This is a genomic window from Shewanella phaeophyticola (assembly GCF_025398315.1).
In the GTDB taxonomy this organism is placed as follows: domain Bacteria; phylum Pseudomonadota; class Gammaproteobacteria; order Enterobacterales; family Shewanellaceae; genus Shewanella; species Shewanella phaeophyticola.
In genome coordinates, this window is record NZ_JAODOQ010000001.1 from 1,771,417 (window position 1) to 1,795,789 (window position 24,373).

Below are 24,373 nucleotides of genomic sequence, written 5' to 3' on the forward strand. Positions count from 1 at the left end.
AAGTGGTCTTGTACATTGTAGGTTGGGTAATCTGTTAAGCCTACTTCGCCACCACCAAAGAGGGTTTCGGGCACGTGTTTGGCTAATGGGTAACCCTGTTTAATGCGCTCTGGTAGGTCTGGGTTTGCAACAAATGGGCGACCAAAACCAATCATGTCGGCTAAGCCTGAGTCAATGGCGTGATGGGCTTTATCGCCATTGTAGCGGCCAGCATAAATCAACACACCGTCAAATGCGTCACGTAAACCTTGCTTGAATGAGACAGGGATATCTGGTGCATCGTCCCAATCGACTTCGGCAATATGTAAATATACAATGCGATGTTTGTTCAGTAATGCCGCAGCGGCTGTGTAGGTGTTAATTGGGTCAGCATCGACAGTGCCGTTGAGTGTGGTGAGCGGGGCGAGGCGTACACCCACACGATTAGCGCCTATGGCGTCGACCATGGCACCGACCACTTCATCAAGAAAGCGTAAACGATTTTGTAAACTGCCGCCGTATTGATCGGTTCGTTGATTAGATTCTGAATCAATAAATTGGTTAATAAGGTAGCCATTGGCAGCATGCAGTTCGATACCATCAAAGCCTGCTTCTACTGCGTTAATGGCAGCTTGTTTAAATTGTGCCACAACTTGTTGAATATCATCTATGGTCATTTCACGTGGTTGTGCGGCATCGACAAAACCGGGTGCATCGGTATTGTTGTCGATAAACACTTTTACGTTTTGTGCTTTTAGTGCCGACGATGATATAGGTTGCTCACCGCCAATGTTGTCTGGATGGGTAACACGTCCAACATGCCATAACTGGGCAAACATGGTGCCGCCTTTGGCATGCACGGCATCTGTTACTTTACGCCAGCCTTGAATTTGCTCTGCGGTATAAATGCCCGGAGTCCACGCATAACCTTTACCCATGGCTGAGATTTGGGTGCCTTCTGAAATAATCAGTCCTGCTGTAGCACGTTGTGCGTAGTACGTTGCCATTAAATCATTTGCAACGTCACCAGGTTGGCTAGCTCTAGAGCGGGTCATTGGTGGCATAACAATACGGTTTTTTAGGGTGATATCGCCCAGTTGAATGGGTTGAAAAAGAGATGTTGTCATTTTGTGAGCCCTCATAAAGAATTGACCACAGAGTAACAAATAACACTGATTTGATTTATAGCGTTAATCGCAAATGATTTTTGTTAAATATGCAAAAATCAAAGGGGTAAAATTGTTGAGTTATGTAGCGTATTGACCAGGTATAGTGTTTTCTTGCTTAACCAATAATCAATTTTTTTGTAAAAATACTGACCACCAATGCGTTAATTAACTCCCGACAGTGACATAGGTGTCACTGTCGGGAGACTCAATTTGTATATTAATGCGTCGGTTTAGGGTTAACCATTTTTAAAATTATCACTAAAAACAGTGGTGCAAAATACAAGACTAATAACGTTGCGCCTGTCATTCCGCCCAATACTGAGGTACCAATTGCGTTACGAGCATTAGCGCCTGCGCCACTGCTTAACACCAAAGGTAAAACCCCAAGACCAAAGGCGAGTGAGGTCATTATGATAGGGCGTAAACGCATTTCACAGGCTTGAATGGTGGCGTCAATCATGTTGGTGCCCTTGTCATAAAGCGCCTTGGCGAACTCGACAATTAAGATGGCGTTTTTAGCGGTTAAGCCAATGGTGGTTAGCACACCCACTTGAAAATACACATCGTTTTCCAGCCCGCGTAGCATAATGGCCGCGAGTGCGCCGAGTACACCCAAAGGCACAACTAAAATAATCGCAATGGGAATGCTCCAGCTTTCATATAATGCCGCTAAACAAATGAATACCATAAGCACTGAGATAGCATAGAGTATTGGCGCCTGGTTTCCGGCTTCTAACTCTTGGTATGACATACCTGACCAACTGACTTGTACATCTGTTGATAGCTCAGCTGCGATAGCGTTGATTTCATCCATTGCATCACCCGTACTGTAGCCTGGTGCTGCTTCACCTAAAATCTCAAAGGCTGAGTTACCATTAAAACGTGTCAGCTGTGGTGATCCTGTGCCCCAATGTGATGAGGTAAATGCTGACAGCGGTACCATTTCATCTTGATTGTTGCGAATAAGCCAATGATTAAGATCTTCTGGCGTCATGCGGTATTGAGCTTCAGCTTGAATGTAAACTTTTTTAGAGCGTCCACGGTCAATAAAGTCATTAACGTAAGATGACCCCCAGGCTATCGACAATGAGTTGTTAATGTCGTCGATATCAAGGCCAAAGACTTTGGCTTTTTCATAATCAATATCTAAATAAAATTGTGCATTGTCTTCTAGACCGTTAGGTCTGGAGTTTTGCAAAATTGGGCTTTGGCACATTTTGGCTAAAAGTTGATTACGCACTTCGATAAGTTTGTCGTGGCCAATTGCGCCAACATCTTGAAGGTAAAAATCAAAACCAGAAGATTGACCAAGCGCTCTAATTGCGGGGCTGCTAAATGCAAATACTGAGGCTTTTTGTAATCAGAAAAATACGCCATCGTGCGTTGAATAATTGCGTTGACGTTGGTGTCGTCTGTGGTACGTTCTGACCAGTCTTTTAAGCCAATAAAGGCCATACTTGCATTTTGACCTCTGCCAGAAAAGTTAAATCCAGACACAGTAAATACCGTGTTAACAACCTCTGGTTCATTTTGTTGTAAGTAATCTTTAATTTCGGTCATCACCACGGCAGTTTGATTGAGTGTTGAACCTGTCGGTAATTGCACCATCATTAAAAACTCACCCTGATCTTCATCAGGTAAAAACGAGCTGGGTAGGGTGTTATACATATACGCGGTGCCAGCTAACAATAAACCGTAGATTAAGGTAAAGCGTAACGGCCGAAGTAGCACACGTTTTATTGAACCTTTGTACCCATTAGACAGGCGGTCGAACAGGCGATTAAAGCCATTGAAGAAACCATGAGTGGATTTTTCTTTCGGTTTTAATAAGCTTGCACACAACACTGGGGTAAGAATTAACGCGACAAGTACCGACAATACCATTGCAGACACTATGGTTAACGAGAACTGTTTGTAGATAGCACCGGTAGAACCCGACATAAAGGCCATTGGAATGAATACCACTGCAAGTACCATGGTTATGCCCACTAGTGCGCCAGTGATTTGCTTCATCGACTTTTTAGTGGCCTCTAATGCCGAGAGGTTTTCTTCGTGCATGATACGTTCAACGTTTTCAACTACCACAATGGCATCGTCAACAAGCAACCCGATGGCGAGCACCATGCCAAACATGGTTAAGGTATTAATAGAAAACCCTAATACCGACATAATGGCAAAGGTACCAAGCAATACAACTGGAACTGCAATGGTTGGGATTAATGTTGCTCTGATATTTTGTAAAAACAATAACATCACAAAAAATACTAATACGATGGCTTCAAATAAGGTTTTAACCACTTCAGTAATCGATAAACGAATAAATTTATTGCTGTCTGTGGCTTTGGCCATGGCTAAACCCTGAGGAAAGCCTTTTGAAAGTTGCGCTAATTTGGCATCAACGGCTTCTTGAGTGTCTAACGAGTTAGCTTTCAGATGCGAGCGTGATAGCGATACCAGATGAGCCATAACCATTAAATACTGGGATAACGCTTGAGTCTTCGCTGGCTAATTCAACTCGTGCAACATCATTTAGGCGAACTTTCGATCCGTCTTCATCTACTTTGATTAAAATGTTTTTAAATTCATCAACTGTGGTTAATAGGCTTTGTGCGGTAATGGTAGCGTTAATTAATTGTGTATCGGTTGCCGGTACGCCACCGAGTTGTCCCACGGTAACTTGGCTGTTTTGTACTGACACTGCGGCTGATATATCGACGGGGGTTAAGTTGTAGCTATTGAGTTTAGCGGGGTCTAACCAGATACGCATGGCGTAGGATGCACCAAAAATAGTGACGCTTCCCACACCATTTACGCGGCTGATAATGTCTTTAATGCTTGAGTTAGCATAATCCTGAATGTCTGCCGTACTCATGGTGCCATCAGGTGAGTATAAGTTGGTGACTGACATAAAACCTGAGGTACTTTTTTTAACCGTTGTTCCTTGGTTTTGCACTGCGGTAGGCAAACGACTACTGGCTTGTTGTAGGCTATTTTGCACCTGTACCTGAGCAATATCAGGGTCGGTATCGGCGCTAAAGGTTAAAGTTATTGAAGCACTGCCTGATGAGCTACTGCTTGATGACATGTAAAGCAGGTTGTCTAGCCCTGTCATGCTTTGCTCAATGACTTGGGTAACGCTGTCTTCAATGGTCTTTGCTGATGCACCAGGGTAAGAGGCACTGATGGTAATGGCTGGCGGCGCAATAGTAGGGTACTGCGCGACAGGTAGACTCATTATTGACGTAATACCCGCAAGCATTATGACGATGGTGATAGCCCATGCAAATATAGGACGGTTTAAAAAGAAACTAGACATATCTTAACCCTGCGAAATTGAATGAGCGTCTGCGGTGGCGGTATCGCCTGATTGTTCAGCTTGGCTATCGACGACAACCATTTGGTTGTTTTTCAATTTATTGAGATTATTAACCACCACATTATCGCCAACGTTAAGGCCTGTTTTGACTACCCATCCGTTACCCACTTCGCTGCCAAGTTCGACTGATTTTTTGATGATTTTATTGTCTTGGTCGACAATAAATACTGATGGAAGGCCTGACTGGCTTCTTACCACTACGGATTGTGGGACAACCAAGTAATCTCGCTGCTCTGGCATTGAAATACTCGCGCGCACGTACATGCCTGCTAAAAGACTATTATCAGGATTTGGAATAATGGCTCGTAACGTCACACTGCCCGTTGAGTTATCGGCGCGGGTGTCGGCAAACTCAAGTTTACCAGTATGTTGGTAAAGGGTACCGTCTTCTAATGTGATAGTGACAGGGATGGTAGGGTGTGTGCCACGTACGTTAGTGAACTCTTGTCTTAATTTGTATAACGACACCGAAGATTGTTGCATGTCGACGTAGACATTATTGGTTTGAATAATGGTGGTTAAATAATTTGATTGGCCAGAAGTGAGCAATGAACCTTCTGATACTTGTGAAAACCCGGCATAGCCAGAAATAGGTGCCTTTATTTGTGTGTAAGACAATTCAATGTTGGCGTAGTCTAATTCTGCTTGGCGAATGGCGACTTCAGCTTGTGCTTGTAGGTAGTTTGACTCTGCATCGTCAAGCAGCTCCTGGCTGGTTAGGCTTTTCTTCATTAATGCCTGATAACGTAAATAGGCTTTTTTAGTACTTTGTTCACTGGCTAAGGCTTTTTTCAACTCAGCTTGTGCGCTATTTACCGTTGACTGATAAGTGGTTGGATCAATTTGAAACAACACATCGCCTTCGTTTACGTAGCTACCTTGTTTATATAATCGACTTTTTACTATGCCGGTGATTTGAGGTCTTACTTCGGCTTCGTTAAAGGCGGTAATTCTGCCTGGAAGTTCAGTATTTAATCGTAAACTAGTGTGAGACAGGGATAGGGTATCGACGTGTATATCTTGCGCTGGGCGGATATCTGATTGCGTTTGATCTGAGCAGGCTGATATTGCGAAAGTGACGAGTAATAATAAAGACAGTTTACTAACATTGAGCTTAAGCATAATGAGACCTAGGTTTAAACAGTTGACACTAATTTAACACCAGGCAGGTTAAGGCGGGGTTAATGCTTTTTTGATGAAAATAAAAAAGGTCTCCGTAATGAAGACCTTTTAAATGTTGCATCTATTAAGCCCTTATTGGGCAATGCGATAGGACTATTTTGCTAGCTTAACAAAGTAATCAAAGATTTCTGGTACGTTGCCGTTACCTAAACCTGAGTCAAATGCAGCTTGTAAATTAGCAGATGAACCTTCGGCAATTTTAGATTCTGTGCCTAAATCTTCTACCATTTTCAAGAAGTAACCTAAATCTTTATTGGCGTTAGCAATTGAGAAGCCTAAGTCGCTTACGCCATCTACCGCGTAGTTTTTACAAAACTTCATAAACGGTGAGTTAGATGGACCTGCTGACATGATGTCGAACAGTTGTGCACGGTCAACACCGGCAAGCTCAGCTACAGCAAATGCTTGAGACATGGCACATACAGTGGTCATACCCATAAAGTTATTGATTAACTTAGTGGTGTGGCCAGCGCCTAATGCACCTAGGTGGAATACGTTTTCGCCTTGCTCATCAAGCACAGGTTTTACCTTGTTAAAGGTATCGATGTCGCCAGCGGCCATGATGTTTAATAAACCGTCTTTTGCGTGTGCAGGTGTACGGCCGAGTGGGGCATCGATCATACCTGCGCCTTTAGCGGCAAGGTCGGCACCGATTTTGCGGGTTGATGATGGGATTGAGGTACCAAAATCAACAAGCACAGCACCTTCTTTAATCCCTGCTAGGATACCGTCGTCGCCATATACCAGTTTTTCAACGACTGCTGATGTGGTGAGACACAACATGACAATGTCACTTGCTTCGGCAAGTTCTTTACCTGACGTTACTGCGTTTGCACCACGTGCAACACACTTTGCTACAGCATCTTGGTTGAGGTCCATTACATTGAGTTGATAACCTCTTTTTTGTAAGTTCTCAACCATGTTGCCGCCCATAAGGCCAAGGCCGATAAATCCGATGACTGGCTTTGTCATATCTAACTCCTACATATATTGGTTTTGCTTAACTGAGTGTTGTAAATTGCTGTGCCTTTAAAAGGCGTGCTATGCGAGTTGTGTTGGCATAGGGCGCAGGTATCGCAATTTGTTATTTTGAATTATTTGAACCCGTAAAATGGCAGGATTATCGACCTGCTTACCAAGCTGTCTTACAAAATGGTAATAGACCTTGGTTGTGTTGTCAAACAATTACTGCTGGTTGGACTGACAAACTTAATAGGGCAGTATATTTGTTTGTTTTGCATACTTGTTACTGAAATATTATGGGTATGGCAACAAGGTTAAGGCGTTATCATTTATGGATTTTATGATTCATTAACGTTCAATTACTGGATTAATTCTTGGTGTGTTGTCTGTTTGTTTTTGAGCTTAAAGTGTCATAACAAGATTGCAGCGTAATAACACCAAAGGGTTTAATCAAAAGAGCCTATCAAGTTGATAGGCTCTTTATGTTGTTGGCTATTAGAATTTAGCTCGAACGCCTAGTGTGTAACGTTGGTCAGCTTCGCTGTAAGCCCATACTGAACCAAGCTCTGTGGTGTATTCAATTGGCTCACCTGTTAAGTTTACTGCGTTGGCAACAACGGTAAAGTGCTCGTTGATGTCGTAACTAACAGAGAAGTCAAACTGGCCACGTGCTTCACGGTAACTATTACCTACAGTAGGGTCGTAGTTGTCAGCTGTTGGATCATTTTGGTTAAATACGTTGTAACCTAATGCACCTACAGTTTGTACACGTTTAGTGCTTTGGTCATCTAAATAACGGTCACGCCAATTGTATGCAAGGCGTAGCTGTAAATCTTCGCCTTCCCAGTAAATCTGCGTGTTTGCTGTATGTTTTGAGATATTAAGCAATTGGTTTCCGTCTGGTTGCTCACTGTCTGCAAACGTATAGTTAGCATTAACACCTAACCCTGACCAGATACCTGGTAAGAAATCAAGCTGTTGCTGGTAACCTAGCTCTAAACCACGTACTTCACCACTACCGCCGTTAACGTCAGTTTCAATGACAATACCTGTGCGGCCTGCTGCTTTTTCAGCATCAACATAGGCTAAGCCCTGGTCTTGAGTTGCATTGATGATGTCGCCTTGGCTTTCACCTGCGGTGTTAAGCAAACAGATGTTGTTCCACTGTGTGGTGTTTTGGCCAGAGATAGTGCTTGAGTCGGCTAAACAGCTACTGTCTGTTTGAGTGAACGATTTAACATCTTTGTAGAATAGTGCTGCAGATAAGATACCGCCGTCACCAAAGTAGTGTTCTACTGATAAGTCATATTGCGTTACACGGTAAGGATCTAATTGGTACGAACCTTGAGTACCGGTTACTAACGAGTTATCGATAGACAGTGCAGGGCTTAATTCACCAAAGTCAGCACGACGCATGACTTTTGCCGCCGCAAAGCGTATTAAGGTTTCTTGTGACAAGCTATAGGTCACGTTTAAACTTGGTAAAAAGTCTGAATAATCATTTTTACCGGTATCAAGTACTTTGTTTCCGTTGGCATCAACTGATTCTACAATGCTTGATTCCAGTTCAGTTTGAATATAACGACCACCCACAACCGCTGAGATGTCTTCAAAGTCTAAATGGAATTGTGCGTAGATTGCGCTGGTTTTTTCATTAATCGTTTTATAAGCACCTGTGTCTTCTACCATGTTGTCGGCTAATGAGCCGTCCATAGCGTAAGAGGTACCTGCTAACATTTGTTGAACTAATGCATAGGTTGCTTCAGCATCTTGTAGTTTTTCAGCATCGTAAACATTGTAGGTGAGTAAGTCATTTTGACCGGCAATGCCTGTTTGGTCGAAAGAGTTGTCCATGTTAATGGTTTTAAAGCTGTCAGCGATAATGGCGTTATCAATCCAAGTAGGGCTGTATAAACCATCTTCGTTGGTGGCTCTTTTATATGAATCTTTTAAGGTGTTACCGTTTGGCTTAAGGTCAAAGCGGTTTGCTGTGTAGTCTCGGTCGGTAAAGCGGACACCTGCTTTAACTGCTGTGACAAAATCAACACCAATATCATTAACTTTAAGGTCAAAACGTAACGCTTGTTCTTCGTTGTCTGTATCTAGCGTTTTGTGGTAAAACTCACGGAAAACAAGGTTGTCTGGGTTGGTAAGCATGCCGGTGTCAGCAAACACATATGACGGAATACCACTACCACTGGTTGAGCTACCGGTACTGGTGTGAGTCACTAAATCTAATGTTGGCTCTGTACGTTCAATTGGACGTAAGTTAAATTCTGAAGCTGTTTGGCGCTCTTCTGATTTTGAAATCGAATATTCACCAGACAATTCAAAATTGTCGTTAATTATCCACTCAGCACCAATGGCATGAGAGGTTGTTTCACTGGTGGTAAAATCACTCCAGGTTTTTGGAATGGTTAATACGCCAGTTAAATCATAATTATGCAGCTGACCATTACTGTCATAATAAGAGTCGCTACGTGGTGATACAGAGCCACCGACGTCAAGAATAGAGTAGGCTGCTTGGCCACCATCTAATTCTGTCGCGTTCATATCAAGATAAACGTTAAGGTCTTCGTTTGCTGGTGCCCACTGTAATGATATGCCGTAAGCGGTACGTTCACGTTCTTCGGTTTTTTGTTCAACAGTGCTTTCTGTACGGCGTAAGTATTTACCGTTAGAGCCGCCAGAGACATCGACCGTGCCGTCACCATCAATATCAATGTCGTCTTCTAAAGTGACTTTGTTAAAGAATTCATCACGACGTAATTCGCGATCTAGGTATGAAAAGTTAACCGATGCACCAAAGGTACCATTGTCGCCTAAGTCCCAGTTATCACCCATTGCAGCAGTGAAGTTAGGTGCTACGTTTTCTGTTTTGTCGGCATATTCGCCGTCAAGTGTGATGGCAATAAGCGGTTCTGAAAGTTCAAGTGGACGTACAGTTTGCATATTAACTGTACCGCCAAGTGCACCTTCTATCATTTCTGGTGTAGGCGACTTAATAACTTCAACTGTTTTTAAGAAGCTTGAAGGGAAGTCATCTAGGCTAATACCGCCACGACCAGGGTACAGCAGTTGAGCGGCCATTAAGTAATATTAAGTTTTCAGATACACCACGAATGGTCACCGATTCGCCGACACCAAAGTCAGATGCGATTGACACACCGGTAATACGTTGAAGTGCTTCTGCAATGTTGTTATCTGGTAATTTACCAATATCTTCTGCAACGATAGCATCAACAATACGGGCATCAGTACGTTTAAGTAAATTGGCTGCTTTTAAGCTACCAAAGATACCGCGTACCGCAATGACTTCGATTTCGCTTGTGTCTACTTCTTCTACTGTTTGTTCTTCATCTGCAGCAAATGCGCCAGGCATAGTTAACACTGCCGTTAACGTTGCACCAAAAATGGTAATGTTGGTCGCTTTAAATTTAGAGTTGCTAAACAATGCACTTATTTTATTAAGCTTCATAATTCCCCCCAAAGAATATGGTTTTGGTATGACAATCCGGTCTACCAATTGTTGTTGTTTTATTCAACAGTAACATTTATATAACACGATGTTGGTGAATGCAATCTATATTACCAAATTATTAACATTGTCATACCAAGGTCTATGTTGTGGTCATTTGTGCTATGAGGCGCTACCTCGAGGGTTTGCCGCTTAATTTAGCACTAAATAGGTAGGTATTTATCGGTAATCAAAAAACACAATTCCAAATCTCATTAACGAATTACCAACATTTGTTCGTTTTAAGAGGATTGCCCTGGTAAATGGTTTGGTTAACCGCGTTTAAATTATTGGTATTACCTTTGGTGAGTTTAACTGCTACAAAGCATTTGCGGCGCGCAATAAACACTGTGTAAATTGATGTTTGTTTTAATCACAGTGACTCAAGGTGGATTGATAACATTTAAGGGACGATAAATGTGTATGATTTGCAGGCTATTTAGGTAATGTGTATGCACTTTTATTTGTGTGGAATATAATGAAATAAGGGCTAGCTCGAGCAGGCTTTGTGGAGATAGGGTCGCATTAGTTACAACAACGACAAGCTTCGGCTTATTGGCCGTGACCAAATATATAGTCTTGTTTAGTTTCTAGCCATAATGGATATTGCGCCATGACCTTAGTGAACATTTTGCTTTGTAAGTAGTGGTTAAGCCATTGGCGTAACTTTGGGTAGGGCGCTTGCAGATACCATTGACGTTCAACTCGAGCAAACTGACGGATAAACGGCATTAAGGCTAAATCGGCTAGGCTAGGGTGGTTTGATATTAAATATTGATGTTGTATTAATCGTAATTCGAGCTTGCTTATATATTGCTCGCAAGCTTGTCTATCGGTAGTGAGTGTGGGTTCATGATAGCGTTTGGCACAGCGGTATCGCTCAAGCAACCCTTTAAATTCTGTATCAAACTGAGTGATCATCGCTAGCATTTCGGGTAATGCGTTAGCTGATTGGCTGTGAAGATAGTTATTGGGGTCAGTTTGAGAAAAGGCCACTGCATAATGCTGAGGCTTTCATCAATAACATCACTTTGGCCAGTCGCTGTGTTGGCTTTGAGCACTAATACCGGCACGGTGGCTTTGGGTGATGCGGCAAGTAATTCTGCGGGTTTATTGCTTAATACTAGGTCACGTATATGCACTTGTTGGCCTGATGCGTAAATTGCCAACCTTGCGCGCATTGCATAAGGGCAGTTTCGTAATGAGTAGAGCACAGGTAATGTCATTGGCAGTGTCATGATGTGTTCTCTTTTTGCTGTCGTTAAAGCTGTTATTACGATGTTCGCACTGGTATTGGGTTAATTTGCACAGACTAAATCAAAGCTTTACACCAATACCTGGCGTGTGTTAGCAATATAATGATGGATTTGCTGTTCTGTTTTGGTGTCGATCATTTTGTCTGGTGCGCGATCTTCAGGGCAGGGCATACGAGGTGTGGTGCCAAACAGTCGGCAAATAAGTGGCCGCTGTTCATAGACTTCGCAACCATTTGGATCTAAATGCACACAGTTCCATTCAGCTAATGCAGCGTCATGTTCTGCGTCGGATTTAACCGGTAGCCTGGCCATTTCAGCAGATGAGGTGGTGACAGGCTGCAGCAATCATGGCAACCGGGTTTGCATTCAAAAGAGGGAATACGCTCTCGGAGTAGATCGACTATTTCTATGTCATTATTCATATCATTACTTCTATTGTATTAACTATAACGTTTTACTCTTTACGCTGTGATGTTAAGTGGTTGATTATAATTAAATATCATATTAACTCAAACGTATCGCGGTACCCATTGACTCAGCACATTCTTGTTATCGTTACGACTGTGTCAATGGGGCTGCTAAAAGTGGTTGGCTTTATAAACCTTGCTGGTATTGCGCATTGGTCGACACTGTCACCAATTGGTTAAGTTGTACTTTGGCTTCGTTTACGCCTTTGAGCACGTTTTCAAAGTGGTTAACCAATTGCACTTTGTCAATTTCAGCTTTTGAGCCCGAACCAATATTGGTTAAGTCGATAAAGAACTCATCAAATAAATGGGATAAGTCTTCAACCGCTTCGATATTTAAAAACTGCTCATGGTTATAAATACTTGGGTAGCCCCCTTTTTGTTTGTCGACCGCAAAGGAAATGCCTTTGACGTTTGTAATGGTGGTAGCTTTTTCGCATTTGAGCATGCAGCCGTCTTCAATACTGGGTTTATTACAACCTACAGTTTGTTGGAAAAAACATTGGCGGCTGGTCATCATTAAAATGGGGTGATAGATGCTGTACAGCAGTTTAAAGTTTTTCGGCCTGGCGATGTTTCTAATTTGGTTACGGTTAATCTCGTTAGAAATAAACGCACCCGCGCAATTCAACTGCTCTTGCAGTGTCATTAACGCGTATGAGTTGGTGGTGTTTAAAAACGGCCCGCAATCCATTCGATATCCATTTCAAAGGCTTTAAATGCCACGCCGGTATTATTACTGACAATACGCGCAGGTTTTACTGCTTCTAGCAGTCGCACAGCTTCTATATAGTCTTTACCAATTAATACGGCTGGAAACCATGGGATTAACCTTGGGTTACGTAAAAAGATGTCGATGTATTTATTATCATTTTTCTTAAAGCTTTCTGGCAACTTAAAGTAAATATCGGCATCGGTCACATCGCATAAGTTAACGTCTTTTTCATCGCATATTAACAATGATAAGGTTGGTGTCTCGGTTACTTTTGGGTACTTAATTAACTTAGGTAGCGTAACAGCGGCAATGTATTCTCGTTGTGTAAGTTGCAGTAATAATTGGTTTTTAAGTTGGGTAAGTTGGCTAAATGGCAGCGTTAAATTGGTATCTAGGTTATCGAAATTAAACGGTTGTAGTTGGTAACCCGCGCTTTTTAAACTCTTAAAGCGTTTTTCAATTGCGACTTGATCGATTTGTGACTCAGTTGCTATTGAGAGTGTTGTGTCTGATTCAATGACAAAGTGTTGTTCTGGCGTGGTGACAGTAATCGACAGCGTCTGTCCTACTTTACCCGCAAATGCGAGGGTTAAAGATGGTTTTGCGATGCTTAAATGGTTAATTTTTTCAGCAACTAATTCAACAATAGCATCTTTAGCGGTCGATAATGTGTCTTGTGCTTCTTGGATTTGCACCACAGATATCGCATTGCTGACGTCGTTGGCATGTTTAAAACTGTTATCGCGCGGATTGTCGATAAACATGTCTTTGGTGAGATTACCTTTCAAAAATGAGTTGGTAAAATCGCGGTTAAACACTTTATATAGGTTTGAGTCGTCAGCCAATAGCCTGCCAGTGTCGACAAACTGATCAATTTGCTTGCGCCAAGTGTCTACCACAGTGTGTACGTATTGCGCGCCTTTAATTCGACCTTCAATTTTTAATGAATCAACCCCTGCATCCACTAACTCTGGTAAATCAAAATAGGCGGAATTGTCTTTCAAGTTGAGCGGAAACTTATTACCTGCTGCGGTGATTTCATATTCGTCGCGACACGCTTGGCTACAGCGACCGCGGTTACCTGAGTTGCCGACACTCACTGAGCTTGAATAACATTGACCAGAGAAAGCAATACATAAGGCGCCGTGCACAAATACTTCAGTGAGAACACCGTGATCGTGTGCCAGGCTCGTTAAGCTTTTAATTTCGCCGAGGTTTAACTCGCGCGATAAGTTGACTCGTGTGGCGCCAATTTTGGCCAAGAAACCAATTTGACCTTCATTATGTGTCGTTAACTGGGTTGAGGCGTGAATGGCTAATGATGGGAAATGTTTGCTGACTAGGTTAAATAACCCTAAATCTTGTACTATGATGCCGTCGATGCCGGTATTAACCAGTTGGTTAAGAAGCTTAACTAACGTAGGAACTTCGTTTTCCAGAATAACAATATTCATGGTTAAGAAGACTTCACATTGGTATTGGTGGGCTAGGGCGATCACTCCGATTAAGTCATCGAACGACAAGTTAGCCGCTCGGTTACGGGCGTTGAAGGTATCTAGGCCACAATATACCGCGTTGGCGCCGGCTATGATTGCTGCTTTGATTGCATCGACGTCTCCACCGGGTGCCAGTAATTCGATTTTTCTCTTCATGATAAATTCGCTTTGTTAGTCCGTTAATATGAGTGAAATAAGTGGATGTAACATCTTTATGCTGTTGCTAAACCGTCAAGCTGAAACGGCCTAAAAGTAAAAGGCCTCTATTGTGGCTTAAGTTCGCCATCAATAAAGGCCTATATTACATCGCTAACTGCGATGAACCGCAAGCTTATTAGCCGTTGTTAATGTTATTGCTTGCTTTCGACTTCAGCTTGGCTTGCAAGATATTCATCGAAAGTACCTTGGAAGTTTATCAGCTTTTTGTCTTTAACATCAATGATTCGCGTTGCAAGTGATGATACAAATTCACGGTCGTGACTCACAAATATTAAAGTGCCTTCAAATAATTTCAAGGCTTGATTTAATGCTTCAATCGCTTCCATGTCCATGTGGTTAGTAGGTTCATCCATTACCAACACGTTAATGTCCATCATCATTAACTTACCGAATAACAGGCGGTTTTTCTCACCACCTGAACAGTTACGCACTTTTTTGTTGGCGTCATCTTCGGTAAATAATAACCGGCCTAACATGCCACGAACCATTAAATCATTGTGTTTTGGGGTACGCCACAGTGACATCCAATCAAATAATGTCATGTCATTATCAAAGTCTGCACTGCTATCTTGCGGGCAATAACCAATGGCGGCATTTTCTGACCATTTGACACGGCCGTGATTATGTAGAAGTTCGTTAACTAAACAACGTAATAGGGTAGTTTTACCCACGCCGTTTTCACCGATAATCGCCAATTTAGAACCCGCTTCTAAGATGAGGTCGCCGTGTTCAAATAAGACTTCATCAAAGCCATGGCCTAACTCTTCAAGTACTAGCGCCTGGCGATGTAACTTTTTCGATTCGGTAAAGCGAATTGATGGGGTAATACGGCTAGATGATTTAACGTCATCAAGCTTAATTTTATCCATTTTTTTGGCGCGTGAACTGGCTTGTTTGGCTTTAGAGGCATTGGCACCAAAGCGGTTAACGAAGTCTTGTAGTTCGTCAATTTCTGCACTTTTCTTGGCGTTACCTGCTAATAACTGCTCACGAATAAGGCTTGATTGCTCGAGAAAGTACTCGTAATTACCTGGGTAAATGCGTAATTCGCCGTAGTCAATGTCAGCCATGTGAGTACACACAGAGTTCAAGAAGTGTCTGTCGTGCGAAATGATGATCATGGTGCACTTACGCTTGTTAAGCTCTTCTGCTAACCAACTAATGGTATGAATGTCTAAGTTGTTGGTGGGTTCGTCGAGTAACAAAATGTCAGGGTTGGCGAATAAGGCTTGTGCTAATAACACACGCAATTTCCAACCTGGTGCAACTTGTTGCATTAAACCGAAGTGAAATGACTCTTCTATACCAGCCTCTAATAGAATTTCACCAGCACGACTTTCTGCTGTGTAACCGTCCATTTCAGCAAATTCGCTTTCAAGATCGCCAACACGCATGCCGTCTTCATCGGTCATTTCGGCTTTGCTATAAATGAAATCACGCTCTTGTTTGACTTTCCATAACGCAACGTCACCCATGATCACGGCATCAACTACGCTGTATTTTTCAAAGGCAAACTGGTCTTGGCTTAACGTGCCAACTTTTAAACCTGGTGTTATGGATACGTTGCCTGAGGTTGGGGCTAACGCGCCACTGAGAATTTTCATGAATGTAGATTTACCACAACCATTTGCGCCAATTAAGCCGTAACGATTGCCATGGCCAAATTGCGCCGAAATGTTTTCAAACAACGGCTCATGTGCCAAACTGCATAGTAATATTAGCGGTAGAAATCAAAACAAGTTTCCATAGAGTGGTACAGCATCGTTATCGACAAACAGTAGCGTTGTGAAAATAAGACTGATAGGGCTTAAGACATAAGGTCGCGGATTATACAGGGAAGTGCTCGATTGTCGATTTATTATCTATGTTACTTAGGTTTTAGGAGATGAACCAACAACCACATAATGTGCGGCTGTTGGTTAAGAATGAATACAAACTTTGATAGCTAACTGTGCGTTTTACTAAGAAAATATCAATCCATACTAAAAGCAGTAGCGATTAAGCCTGCCAATGTTGTCACTAACACCAAGAATCCACCTTTGTTATTGTCAGTTCGTAATCAATTTTTGCTAAACATTTATACCATTTCCATTAATTATGTGACCAATCAGAGTCGCTCAGACTGTTCAGTTTGAGGCGCATTGTTGAAATAATGGTTATTCCCTTCTAAGGCAATGCTACAAAGAAATGGACTGTCTGAGCGTCTCCTGCAAGGCGGTTTTCTGTGCCTTCTATGCTGCTTAATAGTATTTTGACGTACGACTGCATGGATGCAGGAGGTAGAGCAACGCAGGAGCAGTTGCCGAGAGCAACTATGCCTACAATCCTATTACTTGCCTAGAAGGCACAGAATTACCGCTGAATGACCAGATAATTAGTGGAATTGGTATTACTTGCTCTTCACCCATGAGAACTCTGTCATTTTTACCTGCAGAGTCGACTAAAACTAAACCGCTGTTTGTTTGAATTAATAAAAGACCATCATTTTTGAGAATTGACTCACAACAATGACTCAAACAAGCGTAACAATGATTTTTTTTCAAGTTAACCAACTGATTTATGATTATAATCTATATATATTAATGCTTACTAATTTTGAGCTTTTTAATTGAGTTTTAATTTGGATAATAAGCGTCATGAAAAGTGAATCTTTGTCTACTTAACCCTTTTTATTTTCACTTTTTGTATGGTCAAACTTTTGCAGTTTTAGATTCAATGGAGTACGGCTAACTATGGTTTTGAGAGTCAAAACTAATGCTTTTGCATGGCTTGTTGTGGGGGTGTTGGTTCTTTTTTTATCACCGACTTTGATTGCACACAATATTGACGACAATGCTCAAGCAACTGTAGTGTTTACCGAACAAGAACAGCAATGGTTAGCTGAAAACCCAGTGGTTAATATTGGTGTTGACGGCTATTTTCCACCGTACAGTTATTTTAATGAAGACGGTCAACTTGTTGGCCTAGCGATTGATATATTATCTTTGATAGGTGATAAAACAGGCATTGAATTTGTCTTTAATGACGAGCATAAATGGCCAGACATTGTTGAAAATCTACAGCAAGGCAATATCGATGCTATTTTAACAATGGTCAAAACCCCTGAGCGTGAACAAGCTTACTTTTTTACTACACCCATCATTTATAAGTCTCTGGTAATTATCACTCAAGAGCATAATCACCTCATTAATAGCCGAGACGATATTGCTAATAAAACCATTGCCTTGGTCAAAGGTTATCAATACGCCGACAGTGTAGGGGAAGAGTTCCCAAATATTATCCATGTTTATGTTGATACCATGCGTGAATCCTTTGAATTAGTTGCAGCGGGGCAAGCCGATGCCACCATTAGTTATTTAGCTGCAGCCAATTACTTTCAATTAAAGTATGCCTATAACGATTTAAAAATTGCTGCATTTTATGAAAAACACAATGCGAATGAGGCCATTGCGGTAAGTAAGACTGAACCGATGTTGGCAAGTATTATTCAAAAATGCATTGATTCACTCACTTCGCAACAAAAAAAAGCCCTGATTGAAGTGTGGGGCGCCAATATTAAAATCCCAAAGGATTATACTGAATTAATTGAGTTCGCTTTACTTGCTGGTTTGCTGATTTTGATTTTAGGGATTTGGGGAATACAGTCTAAACGTAATAACCGTGATTTGGTTAAAGCTAATCAAAATGTTGAAACAGCAAATTTAGCCCTAAACGACCTTAAAGATAATTTGCAGCAATTAGTTGCTGAACGTACTCAACAGCTCACAGTTAGTGAAAACCGTTACCGAGGCTTAGTTGAGTCGCTTGAAGATGAGTACATTTTCTATCAACACGATATTAATGGTTTTGTTAATTATGTCAGCCCATCATTAACCCACATTTTAGGGCACTCGGTCACAGGTCAAGGTGGGTTTTATCATCAGTTTTTAACCGACAATCCTAAAAACCAAGCGATTTCTGGCTATATTGAGCGCATTTTGCAAGGTGAACATTTAGCGCCATTTGAAATTGAGTTAAAAGATATTAAAGGTAATCTACACACTTTCGAAGTACTTGAGCGCCCCATGTACGATGACCATGGCGTGTGTGTTGGTTGTGAGGGAATTGCCCATGATGTAACCGCACGAAAACAGCAGCAAGATAAGCTGTTTTATTTATCACACTATGATGATTTGACCGGGTTAGTGAACCGTTATTATTTTAAAAAATTACTCGATGATGACATTGTAAACTGTAAAAATAATGGCCAACCTTTGGCATTATTATTTTTAGATTTAACCCGCTTTAAAGTAATTAACGACAACTTTGGCCATTCAGCTGGAGATTACATATTAAATCAGGCTGCAGCGCGCATTCAAGATCATCTAAATAACGACTTCATCGTGTCGCGCTTTGCTGGAGATAAGTTTTGTATTTCGTTGCCCAACACTCGCGCTGCCGATGCAAACTTAATGGCCATTGAGTTAATTGAAGCATTTCAATCTCATTTTGAGTTTCTTGAACAAACCATCATTATTGGCTGCCGAGTAGGGATAAGCCTCTTTCCGCAAGATGGTCTTAATGCAGACACACTCATTAGCCATGCTGACTCGGCACTTTATGAAGCTAAAAAGAATCCTGCCTGTGTGGCTTTTTGTAATAAGGAAATGGCTTCATACAATAAAAAACGCCATATTATTGAACAAAATTTACGTAAAATTCTGTTTGTGAATGAGGAACCTCAACCTCAACAACTCTTTATGGTGTATCAGCCATTCATGAGCTTACCCGAAAAGCAATTAGCTGGCTTTGAAGCGCTTGTACGTTGGGAGCACCCTGAGTTAGGCGTCATTTCGCCAGGTGAATTTATTCCTATTGCAGAAGACACTGGGTTAATATTTACGTTAAGCCATTGGGTCGTTAATCGCGTTTGTGAACAGTTAGTTGAATGGCATCAGCAAGGGTTTGACTTTAAACGGGTGTCGGTGAATATATCGGCACTTGAATTAATGAACATTAAATTTGCCGAAGATTTACTCAGTTTAGTGGTTCAATCTGGTGCTCAACCGTGCTGGTTTAAGTTAGAAATCACCGAGACTGCTTTGATGGCCATTCCTGAGCAAGCTATCGAAATTTTACAAAAGTTAACCATGGCTGATTTTGAAGTTGCCATTGATGATTTTGGTACGGGTTACTCTTCACTAACGTACCTTAAATCATTGCCCGCCAGCACATTAAAAATTGATCAATCCTTTATTCGTAATTTAATCGATTCAAGTGAAGACCAAGCTGTAATAAAAGCGGTGATCAGTATGGCACACTCTTTAGGTAAACAAGTCACTGCTGAAGGGGTTGAACAGCAAGCTCAGCTTGACTACCTGATAGCCCATGGCTGTGATGTCGCCCAGGGATATTACTTCTCGCGGCCGATTAGTGTCCAAGAAGTGAGCCGGTTATATTTTGAGGTGTAAGTTTATTGATTCGGAATTTAGTGAATTCATAAACGATAATATTGGGTGGTGATTTGATTAATTAGCGGCGCAGTATGCTTTATTGCTATTATAGTGTTATGTGCCACGTTGGCAGCGAAGACAACATCGGAAATACCCATGGTAGAAGAGCAACAAAACAATCCATTACATGGACTTAAGCTTGAAACATTAATAACAGAGCTGGTTGAATGTTATGATTGGAAAATTTTATACGCCGCATTGAAACTCGAATGTTTTAACCTCAATCCATCGATTGAGGGTTGCCTTAAGTTTTTGAAAAAAACCGAATGTACACGTGAAAAAGTCGAAAATTTTTATTTATATCGTTATAAGCGGATGCCTAAAGCAGTAGGTGATCAGTTTGAGCTAAAACCTCGTGAGCGAGGTTTTGCTGCTGGTATAGTACCGCGTAAGCCAATGGAGCTTACTTTTGAGTCTATCGCGAGAATGCACGCCCAAGCGGCCGAAAATTTTGAAGCAAATCGTAATGCCAGAGGCACCTAAAAGCTCAGCTAAAGCCCATGTTAGTCGTAATAGTAGCGGTTATGAAAAGCGCGTTACGTCTGGTAAATCATCTAACAGAGCTCCCTCAGCCGATCCAAGTAACCCTTGGGGCAAATAACATCATTAAAACTAAAAAGCCCTGAATCATCAGGGCTTTTTTGTACTCGTTTCATTTATTTAGAGCTTATACCATTTTAATTGGCAATCGAAAGATCAGATTCTGCCGCGGCTAACATCGCGAACTCTTCATCAGCATTTTTAGCGACGAGTCGCTTTGAACTGTAGCCAAAGTAATAAGTCGCACCAACCACAAACAAGCCCATAGTGAACAAGAATGCACGCGGATCAAATGCATACACACCGGTCAGTGCAATTAATGACAACACCAAGGCAATGCCAGAGGTGACAACGCCGCCAGGTGTTTTATAAGGGCGAGCTAACTCAGGTTGTTTAATGCGCAATAAAATATGACTTAAAGCCATTAATGCATAAGACACGGTGGCGCCAACAACGGCCATAGCTAGCATCAAGTCACCTTCACCGCTCAATGATGCAATAAAACCAAATATTGCAGGAACAATTAACGCGCGAGCAGGGACTTTGCGTGAAGTGGTAATCGATAACGCACGTGGTAAATAACCGGCGCGAGATAACGCAAAGACTAGGCGACTATAGCCATAAATAATCGAGAAAAATGAGGCGACTAAGCCTGCTAAACCGAGAATGTTGACTATGGTGGCTAAGCTGTCATTGCCAGTCACTTTTAATGCATCAACTAAAGGTACAGCGCTCGCGCCCATTGTTGCAGCACCGCCAACGCCTGGTACTAATACCACCACGAGCAAGGCTGTAAATAATAAGAATATCATTGCTCCAATAATGCCTTTAGGCACATCTTTGGCTGGGTTTTTAGCTTCTTCTGCAGCTAAAGGCACACCTTCAACCGCCAAAAATAACCACATGGCAAAGGGTAGTGCTGCCCACACACCGTACCAGCCTAATGGTAAAAACTCACTGGCACCGGCTGCATCGGTAACGGCAACATCGTACAAGTTACTGGAATCAAAATTAGCCACTAACACCACTGCTGTAGCAATAATGGCCAGTACCGCTAAACCACTGATTACCATCATTACTTTTAATGCCTCGCCGACACCGGCTAAGTGGATGCCAACAAACACTAAATAAAACACCGCATAAACCCAAGAGCCATTAAAGCCAAGCAGTTCTTGTACCGCAGAACCAATAAAAATAACAATGGCAGCAGGTGCTAGGGCGTATTCAATTAATACTGCTAACCCCGTCAAATAGCCACCAGCAGGTCCCATGGCTTGACGTGCAAAGCTGTATCCGCCACCCGCAGCGGGGATTGCTGCTGACATTTCTGCCAAGGAAAGCACTAACGTTAAATACATGACTGCCATTAAGATAGCGGCAATGGCAAAGCCACCCCAGCCAGCTTCGGCGATACCGAAATTCCAACCTGCGAAATCGCCTGAAATAACATATGACACGCCTAAGCCTGCTAGTAAAATCCAGCCTGCGGTGCCGCCCTTTAATTGCCGTTTGGCAAGATATTCTTGGTTATCTGACATGCTCTTTCTCCTGGTTTTTTATTTATAATTCTGCGATTAAAAAGTTAGTTGTTTGTTGTTGATTTTCGATCAGATCATCTTGAGTGCGATCTTTAAGGTTTACTCCTGTAAGTTGGCGTTTTCTGGCTTCACTTATTAAGTATTCAGCTTTTTTTGCGGCTTCATTGAAGCTGAGACCCGCGGGACGAATATTAGAAATACAATTACGATAAGCGTCTGTTAACCCTGTTTTTGGGGACCAGGTCATATATAAGCCAAGGCTATCTGGCGAACTTAAGCCGGGGCGCTCGCCAATAAGCACTATGACTATTTGGGCGTTAAATATTTCTCCAATATCGTCACCAATGGCCACGCGTCCTTGTTCAACGACTGTAATAGGGGCGAGGGTAAGTGGTTTTTGCTGTTGGTTCAGCCGTGTTAACAATGCATTAATAAAGGGTTTAGCATGGCTTTGAACCGCTAATGACGATAAGCCATCTACGACGACAATGGCCAAATCGAATCGTGGTGTTGGTGCTTGGCCCTGATTGAGATGTTTAACTAATGAGTGACGACTTGCATCTGCCAGTTTTCGGCCTAAGTCTGGACGTTGCAAATAGGTCACTCGATCATGTGCCTGACTTGCTACAACTAATACAGGAGTTGCATTTGCTAATAACGGAATGGCATTAAGCTGGGCAGTTAACGCACTTATCTCTAATGGTAAGTTAACGGCATCACGAGCTTCGGCGTGCGACAATTGAAAGGCCAGTAATTCTGATGTTGGCAAGCTGATTCCCGCGCGGCCAAGCCCTATTCGTGCATCGGTAAATTGGCGTAACTCTCGCCATGGGTTAGCAATGACGACCCCATTTTGTAATTTATTTGGGTTTATGGGTGTTTTGAGCGTTTGAGGTGATGAAGGTGATTTCATTAGCAACCTCCTTGTAACGCACGTAATGGTTTGGCAAACGCGCTGGGTAAAGCGGTTGATAAAATGGTGTTGGACGTATCTTGCATGATGTTCATGTGCATTAACCATTGCTCAAACTCAGGCGATGGGCGTGAGCCTAATACGCGGCGAACATAGAGGGCATCGTGAAAAGAGGTGGTTTGATAATTGAGCATTATGTCGTCTGAGCCTGGAATACCCATCACAAATGAACACCCCGCGACACCTAATAAAGTTAGGAGATTATCCATGTCATTTTGGTCTGCTTCAGCGTGGTTGGTGTAGCACACATCGCAACCCATGGGGACTCCGAGCAATTTGCCGCAAAAGTGATCTTCTAATCCTGCGCGAGTGATTTCTTTACCATCAAACAGGTATTCAGGGCCGATAAATCCCACCACGGTATTAACTAACAATGGTTTAAATTTACGTGCAACAGCGTAAGCTCGTGCTTCACAGGTTTGTTGATCTAATCCATGGTGAGCATTGGCTGACAATGAACTGCCTTGACCGGTTTCAAAATACATGACGTTTTGGCCAACAGAACCACGATTAAGGCTCTGTGCAGCTTGTTGAGCTTCGGCTAAGGTATTTAAATTAAAACCAAAACTACTATTGGTCGCTTCTGTACCGCCGATGGATTGAAACACTAAATCAACCGGTGCGCCGGCTTCAATGCATTCAATGGTGTTGGTGACATGGGTGAGAACACAGCTTTGAGTCGGGATTTGATATTTTTGGATAACATCATCCATTAATGTCATTAATTTAATCGCTTGCGCTACGTTATCGGTAGCCGGATTAATACCAATAACGGCATCGCCATTGCCATAGAGCAAACCGTCTAACATTGAGGCTGCAATACCGTTTACATCATCGGTTGGGTGATTGGGTTGTAAGCGGGTAGAGAGGTGACCCGGTAAGCCGATGGTGTTTCGAAATGCGCTTGTGACATGACATTTTTTAGCAACGAGAATCAAGTCTTGATTGCGCATTATTTTGCTCACAGCAGCTGCCATCTCAGGGGTAATGCCCATTTTTACAGTCGCCAAGATTTCTGGGGTAACGTAATCACTTAACAGCCAATTGCGAAAGTCGCCAACGGTTAGGTGACTAATATGACTGAAGGCCTTGCTGTCATGATCATCTAGGATCAGCCGGGTAACTTCATCTTGTTCGTAAGGAATTAATGCCTCATTCAAAAAGGTTTTTAACGGTAAGTCTGCCAATGTCATCTGGGCTACCGCCCGTTCTTTTGCTGAGTGTGCAATCACGCCCGCTAAACGATCGCCAGAGCGCTGCGGCGTGGCTTTGGCCATAAGCTCAGCCAAGTTGGCAAATTGATAAGTTTGGCTACCTAATGTGTAGCGATAAGCGTGACTCATTCTTAACCTCAATACTCTATGTTGTGGTATAGCTTTTGCTGTGATTTTGATTAACCCAATGACTTTGATGTTTTAGCTCAGCTTAAAGCGTACCAACTGACTATCAAATTTTGGCAAAAGTCGATTTGATGTTTATTTTCAGCTAGAT

The 24,373-nt window shown here is 42.2% G+C and carries 9 protein-coding genes and 7 pseudogenes; 2 read left to right on the plus strand and 14 right to left on the minus strand.

Going from position 1 to position 24,373, the window contains the following annotated elements; all coding sequences use genetic code 11:
• Positions 1 to 17: 17 nt before the first annotated feature.
• The 11 genes and pseudogenes from N4T56_RS08330 to N4T56_RS08370 form a co-directional block, all read right to left on the minus strand.
• Positions 18 to 1,106, minus strand: a pseudogene (locus tag N4T56_RS08330) (alkene reductase); the annotation flags it as partial.
• A 259-nt stretch (positions 1,107 to 1,365) separates the two neighbouring features.
• Positions 1,366 to 3,620: pseudogene (locus N4T56_RS08335) on the minus strand (efflux RND transporter permease subunit).
• Positions 3,571 to 4,464, minus strand: coding sequence for an efflux RND transporter permease subunit (locus N4T56_RS22710; RefSeq protein ID WP_390904024.1), 894 nt, complete (start codon positions 4,462 to 4,464; stop codon positions 3,571 to 3,573). The pseudogene N4T56_RS08335 and the gene N4T56_RS22710 overlap by 50 nt, the downstream one beginning before the upstream one ends.
• Positions 4,465 to 4,467: 3 nt before the next feature.
• Positions 4,468 to 5,646: an efflux RND transporter periplasmic adaptor subunit gene (locus tag N4T56_RS08340; protein WP_261732881.1), complete on the minus strand. Its 1,179-nt coding sequence runs from the start codon at positions 5,644 to 5,646 to the stop codon at positions 4,468 to 4,470.
• 153 nt (positions 5,647 to 5,799) lie between these two features.
• The gene (locus N4T56_RS08345; RefSeq protein WP_261732882.1) at positions 5,800 to 6,678 is read right to left on the minus strand and encodes an NAD(P)-dependent oxidoreductase; all 879 of its coding nucleotides are present in this window, start codon (positions 6,676 to 6,678) and stop codon (positions 5,800 to 5,802) included.
• A gap of 486 nt (positions 6,679 to 7,164) precedes the next feature.
• Positions 7,165 to 10,147: pseudogene (locus tag N4T56_RS08350) on the minus strand (TonB-dependent receptor).
• A 591-nt stretch (positions 10,148 to 10,738) separates the two neighbouring features.
• Positions 10,739 to 11,182: a glutathione S-transferase C-terminal domain-containing protein gene (locus tag N4T56_RS08355; RefSeq protein WP_390904025.1), complete on the minus strand. Its 444-nt coding sequence runs from the start codon at positions 11,180 to 11,182 to the stop codon at positions 10,739 to 10,741.
• Positions 11,110 to 11,424 (minus strand): glutathione S-transferase N-terminal domain-containing protein, encoded by a 315-nt coding sequence (locus tag N4T56_RS22715; protein WP_390904026.1) that lies wholly within the window; start codon positions 11,422 to 11,424, stop codon positions 11,110 to 11,112. The genes N4T56_RS08355 and N4T56_RS22715 overlap by 73 nt, the downstream gene beginning before the upstream one ends.
• Positions 11,425 to 11,511: 87 nt before the next feature.
• Positions 11,512 to 11,864 (minus strand): annotated as a pseudogene (locus N4T56_RS08360) (YkgJ family cysteine cluster protein).
• A 172-nt stretch (positions 11,865 to 12,036) separates the two neighbouring features.
• Positions 12,037 to 14,276, minus strand: a pseudogene (locus N4T56_RS08365) (peptidase U32 family protein).
• A 194-nt stretch (positions 14,277 to 14,470) separates the two neighbouring features.
• A pseudogene (locus N4T56_RS08370) lies at positions 14,471 to 16,073 on the minus strand (ABC-F family ATPase).
• Positions 16,074 to 17,071: 998 nt separating this feature from the next.
• Here N4T56_RS08370 and N4T56_RS08375 point away from each other — a divergent pair.
• Together N4T56_RS08375 and N4T56_RS08380 are read left to right on the plus strand one after the other, a co-directional pair.
• Positions 17,072 to 19,789: an EAL domain-containing protein gene (locus N4T56_RS08375; protein WP_261732883.1), complete on the plus strand. Its 2,718-nt coding sequence runs from the start codon at positions 17,072 to 17,074 to the stop codon at positions 19,787 to 19,789.
• Positions 19,790 to 19,927: 138 nt separating this feature from the next.
• Positions 19,928 to 20,432: pseudogene (locus N4T56_RS08380) on the plus strand (VF530 family protein).
• Positions 20,433 to 20,508: 76 nt separating this feature from the next.
• Here the strand turns inward: N4T56_RS08380 and eat are convergent.
• Genes eat through N4T56_RS08395 form a run of 3 tightly spaced genes read right to left on the minus strand, consistent with a single transcriptional unit; the run spans position 20,509 to position 24,225 of the window.
• Positions 20,509 to 21,909 (minus strand): ethanolamine permease, encoded by a 1,401-nt coding sequence (eat, locus tag N4T56_RS08385; protein WP_261732884.1) that lies wholly within the window; start codon positions 21,907 to 21,909, stop codon positions 20,509 to 20,511.
• Positions 21,910 to 21,931: 22 nt separating this feature from the next.
• On the minus strand, positions 21,932 to 22,822 hold the full coding sequence (eutC, locus tag N4T56_RS08390; RefSeq protein WP_261732885.1) for an ethanolamine ammonia-lyase subunit EutC: 891 nt from the start codon (positions 22,820 to 22,822) through the stop codon (positions 21,932 to 21,934).
• On the minus strand, positions 22,822 to 24,225 hold the full coding sequence (locus N4T56_RS08395) for an ethanolamine ammonia-lyase subunit EutB (protein WP_261732886.1): 1,404 nt from the start codon (positions 24,223 to 24,225) through the stop codon (positions 22,822 to 22,824). The genes eutC and N4T56_RS08395 overlap by 1 nt, the downstream gene beginning before the upstream one ends.
• Positions 24,226 to 24,373 lie beyond the last annotated feature (148 nt).

Bases quoted from the DNA above. Each gene is read 5' to 3' on its own strand.
- N4T56_RS22710 (WP_390904024.1), bottom strand. From the start codon at position 4,464: ATGTCTAGTTTCTTTTTAAACCGTCCTATATTTGCATGGGCTATCACC.
- N4T56_RS08340 (WP_261732881.1), bottom strand. From the start codon at position 5,646: ATGCTTAAGCTCAATGTTAGTAAACTGTCTTTATTATTACTCGTCACT.
- N4T56_RS08345 (WP_261732882.1), bottom strand. From the start codon at position 6,678: ATGACAAAGCCAGTCATCGGATTTATCGGCCTTGGCCTTATGGGCGGC.
- N4T56_RS22715 (WP_390904026.1), bottom strand. From the start codon at position 11,424: ATGACACTGCCAATGACATTACCTGTGCTCTACTCATTACGAAACTGC.
- N4T56_RS08375 (WP_261732883.1), top strand. From the start codon at position 17,072: ATGGTTTTGAGAGTCAAAACTAATGCTTTTGCATGGCTTGTTGTGGGG.
- eat (WP_261732884.1), bottom strand. From the start codon at position 21,909: ATGTCAGATAACCAAGAATATCTTGCCAAACGGCAATTAAAGGGCGGC.
- eutC (WP_261732885.1), bottom strand. From the start codon at position 22,822: ATGAAATCACCTTCATCACCTCAAACGCTCAAAACACCCATAAACCCA.
- N4T56_RS08395 (WP_261732886.1), bottom strand. From the start codon at position 24,225: ATGAGTCACGCTTATCGCTACACATTAGGTAGCCAAACTTATCAATTT.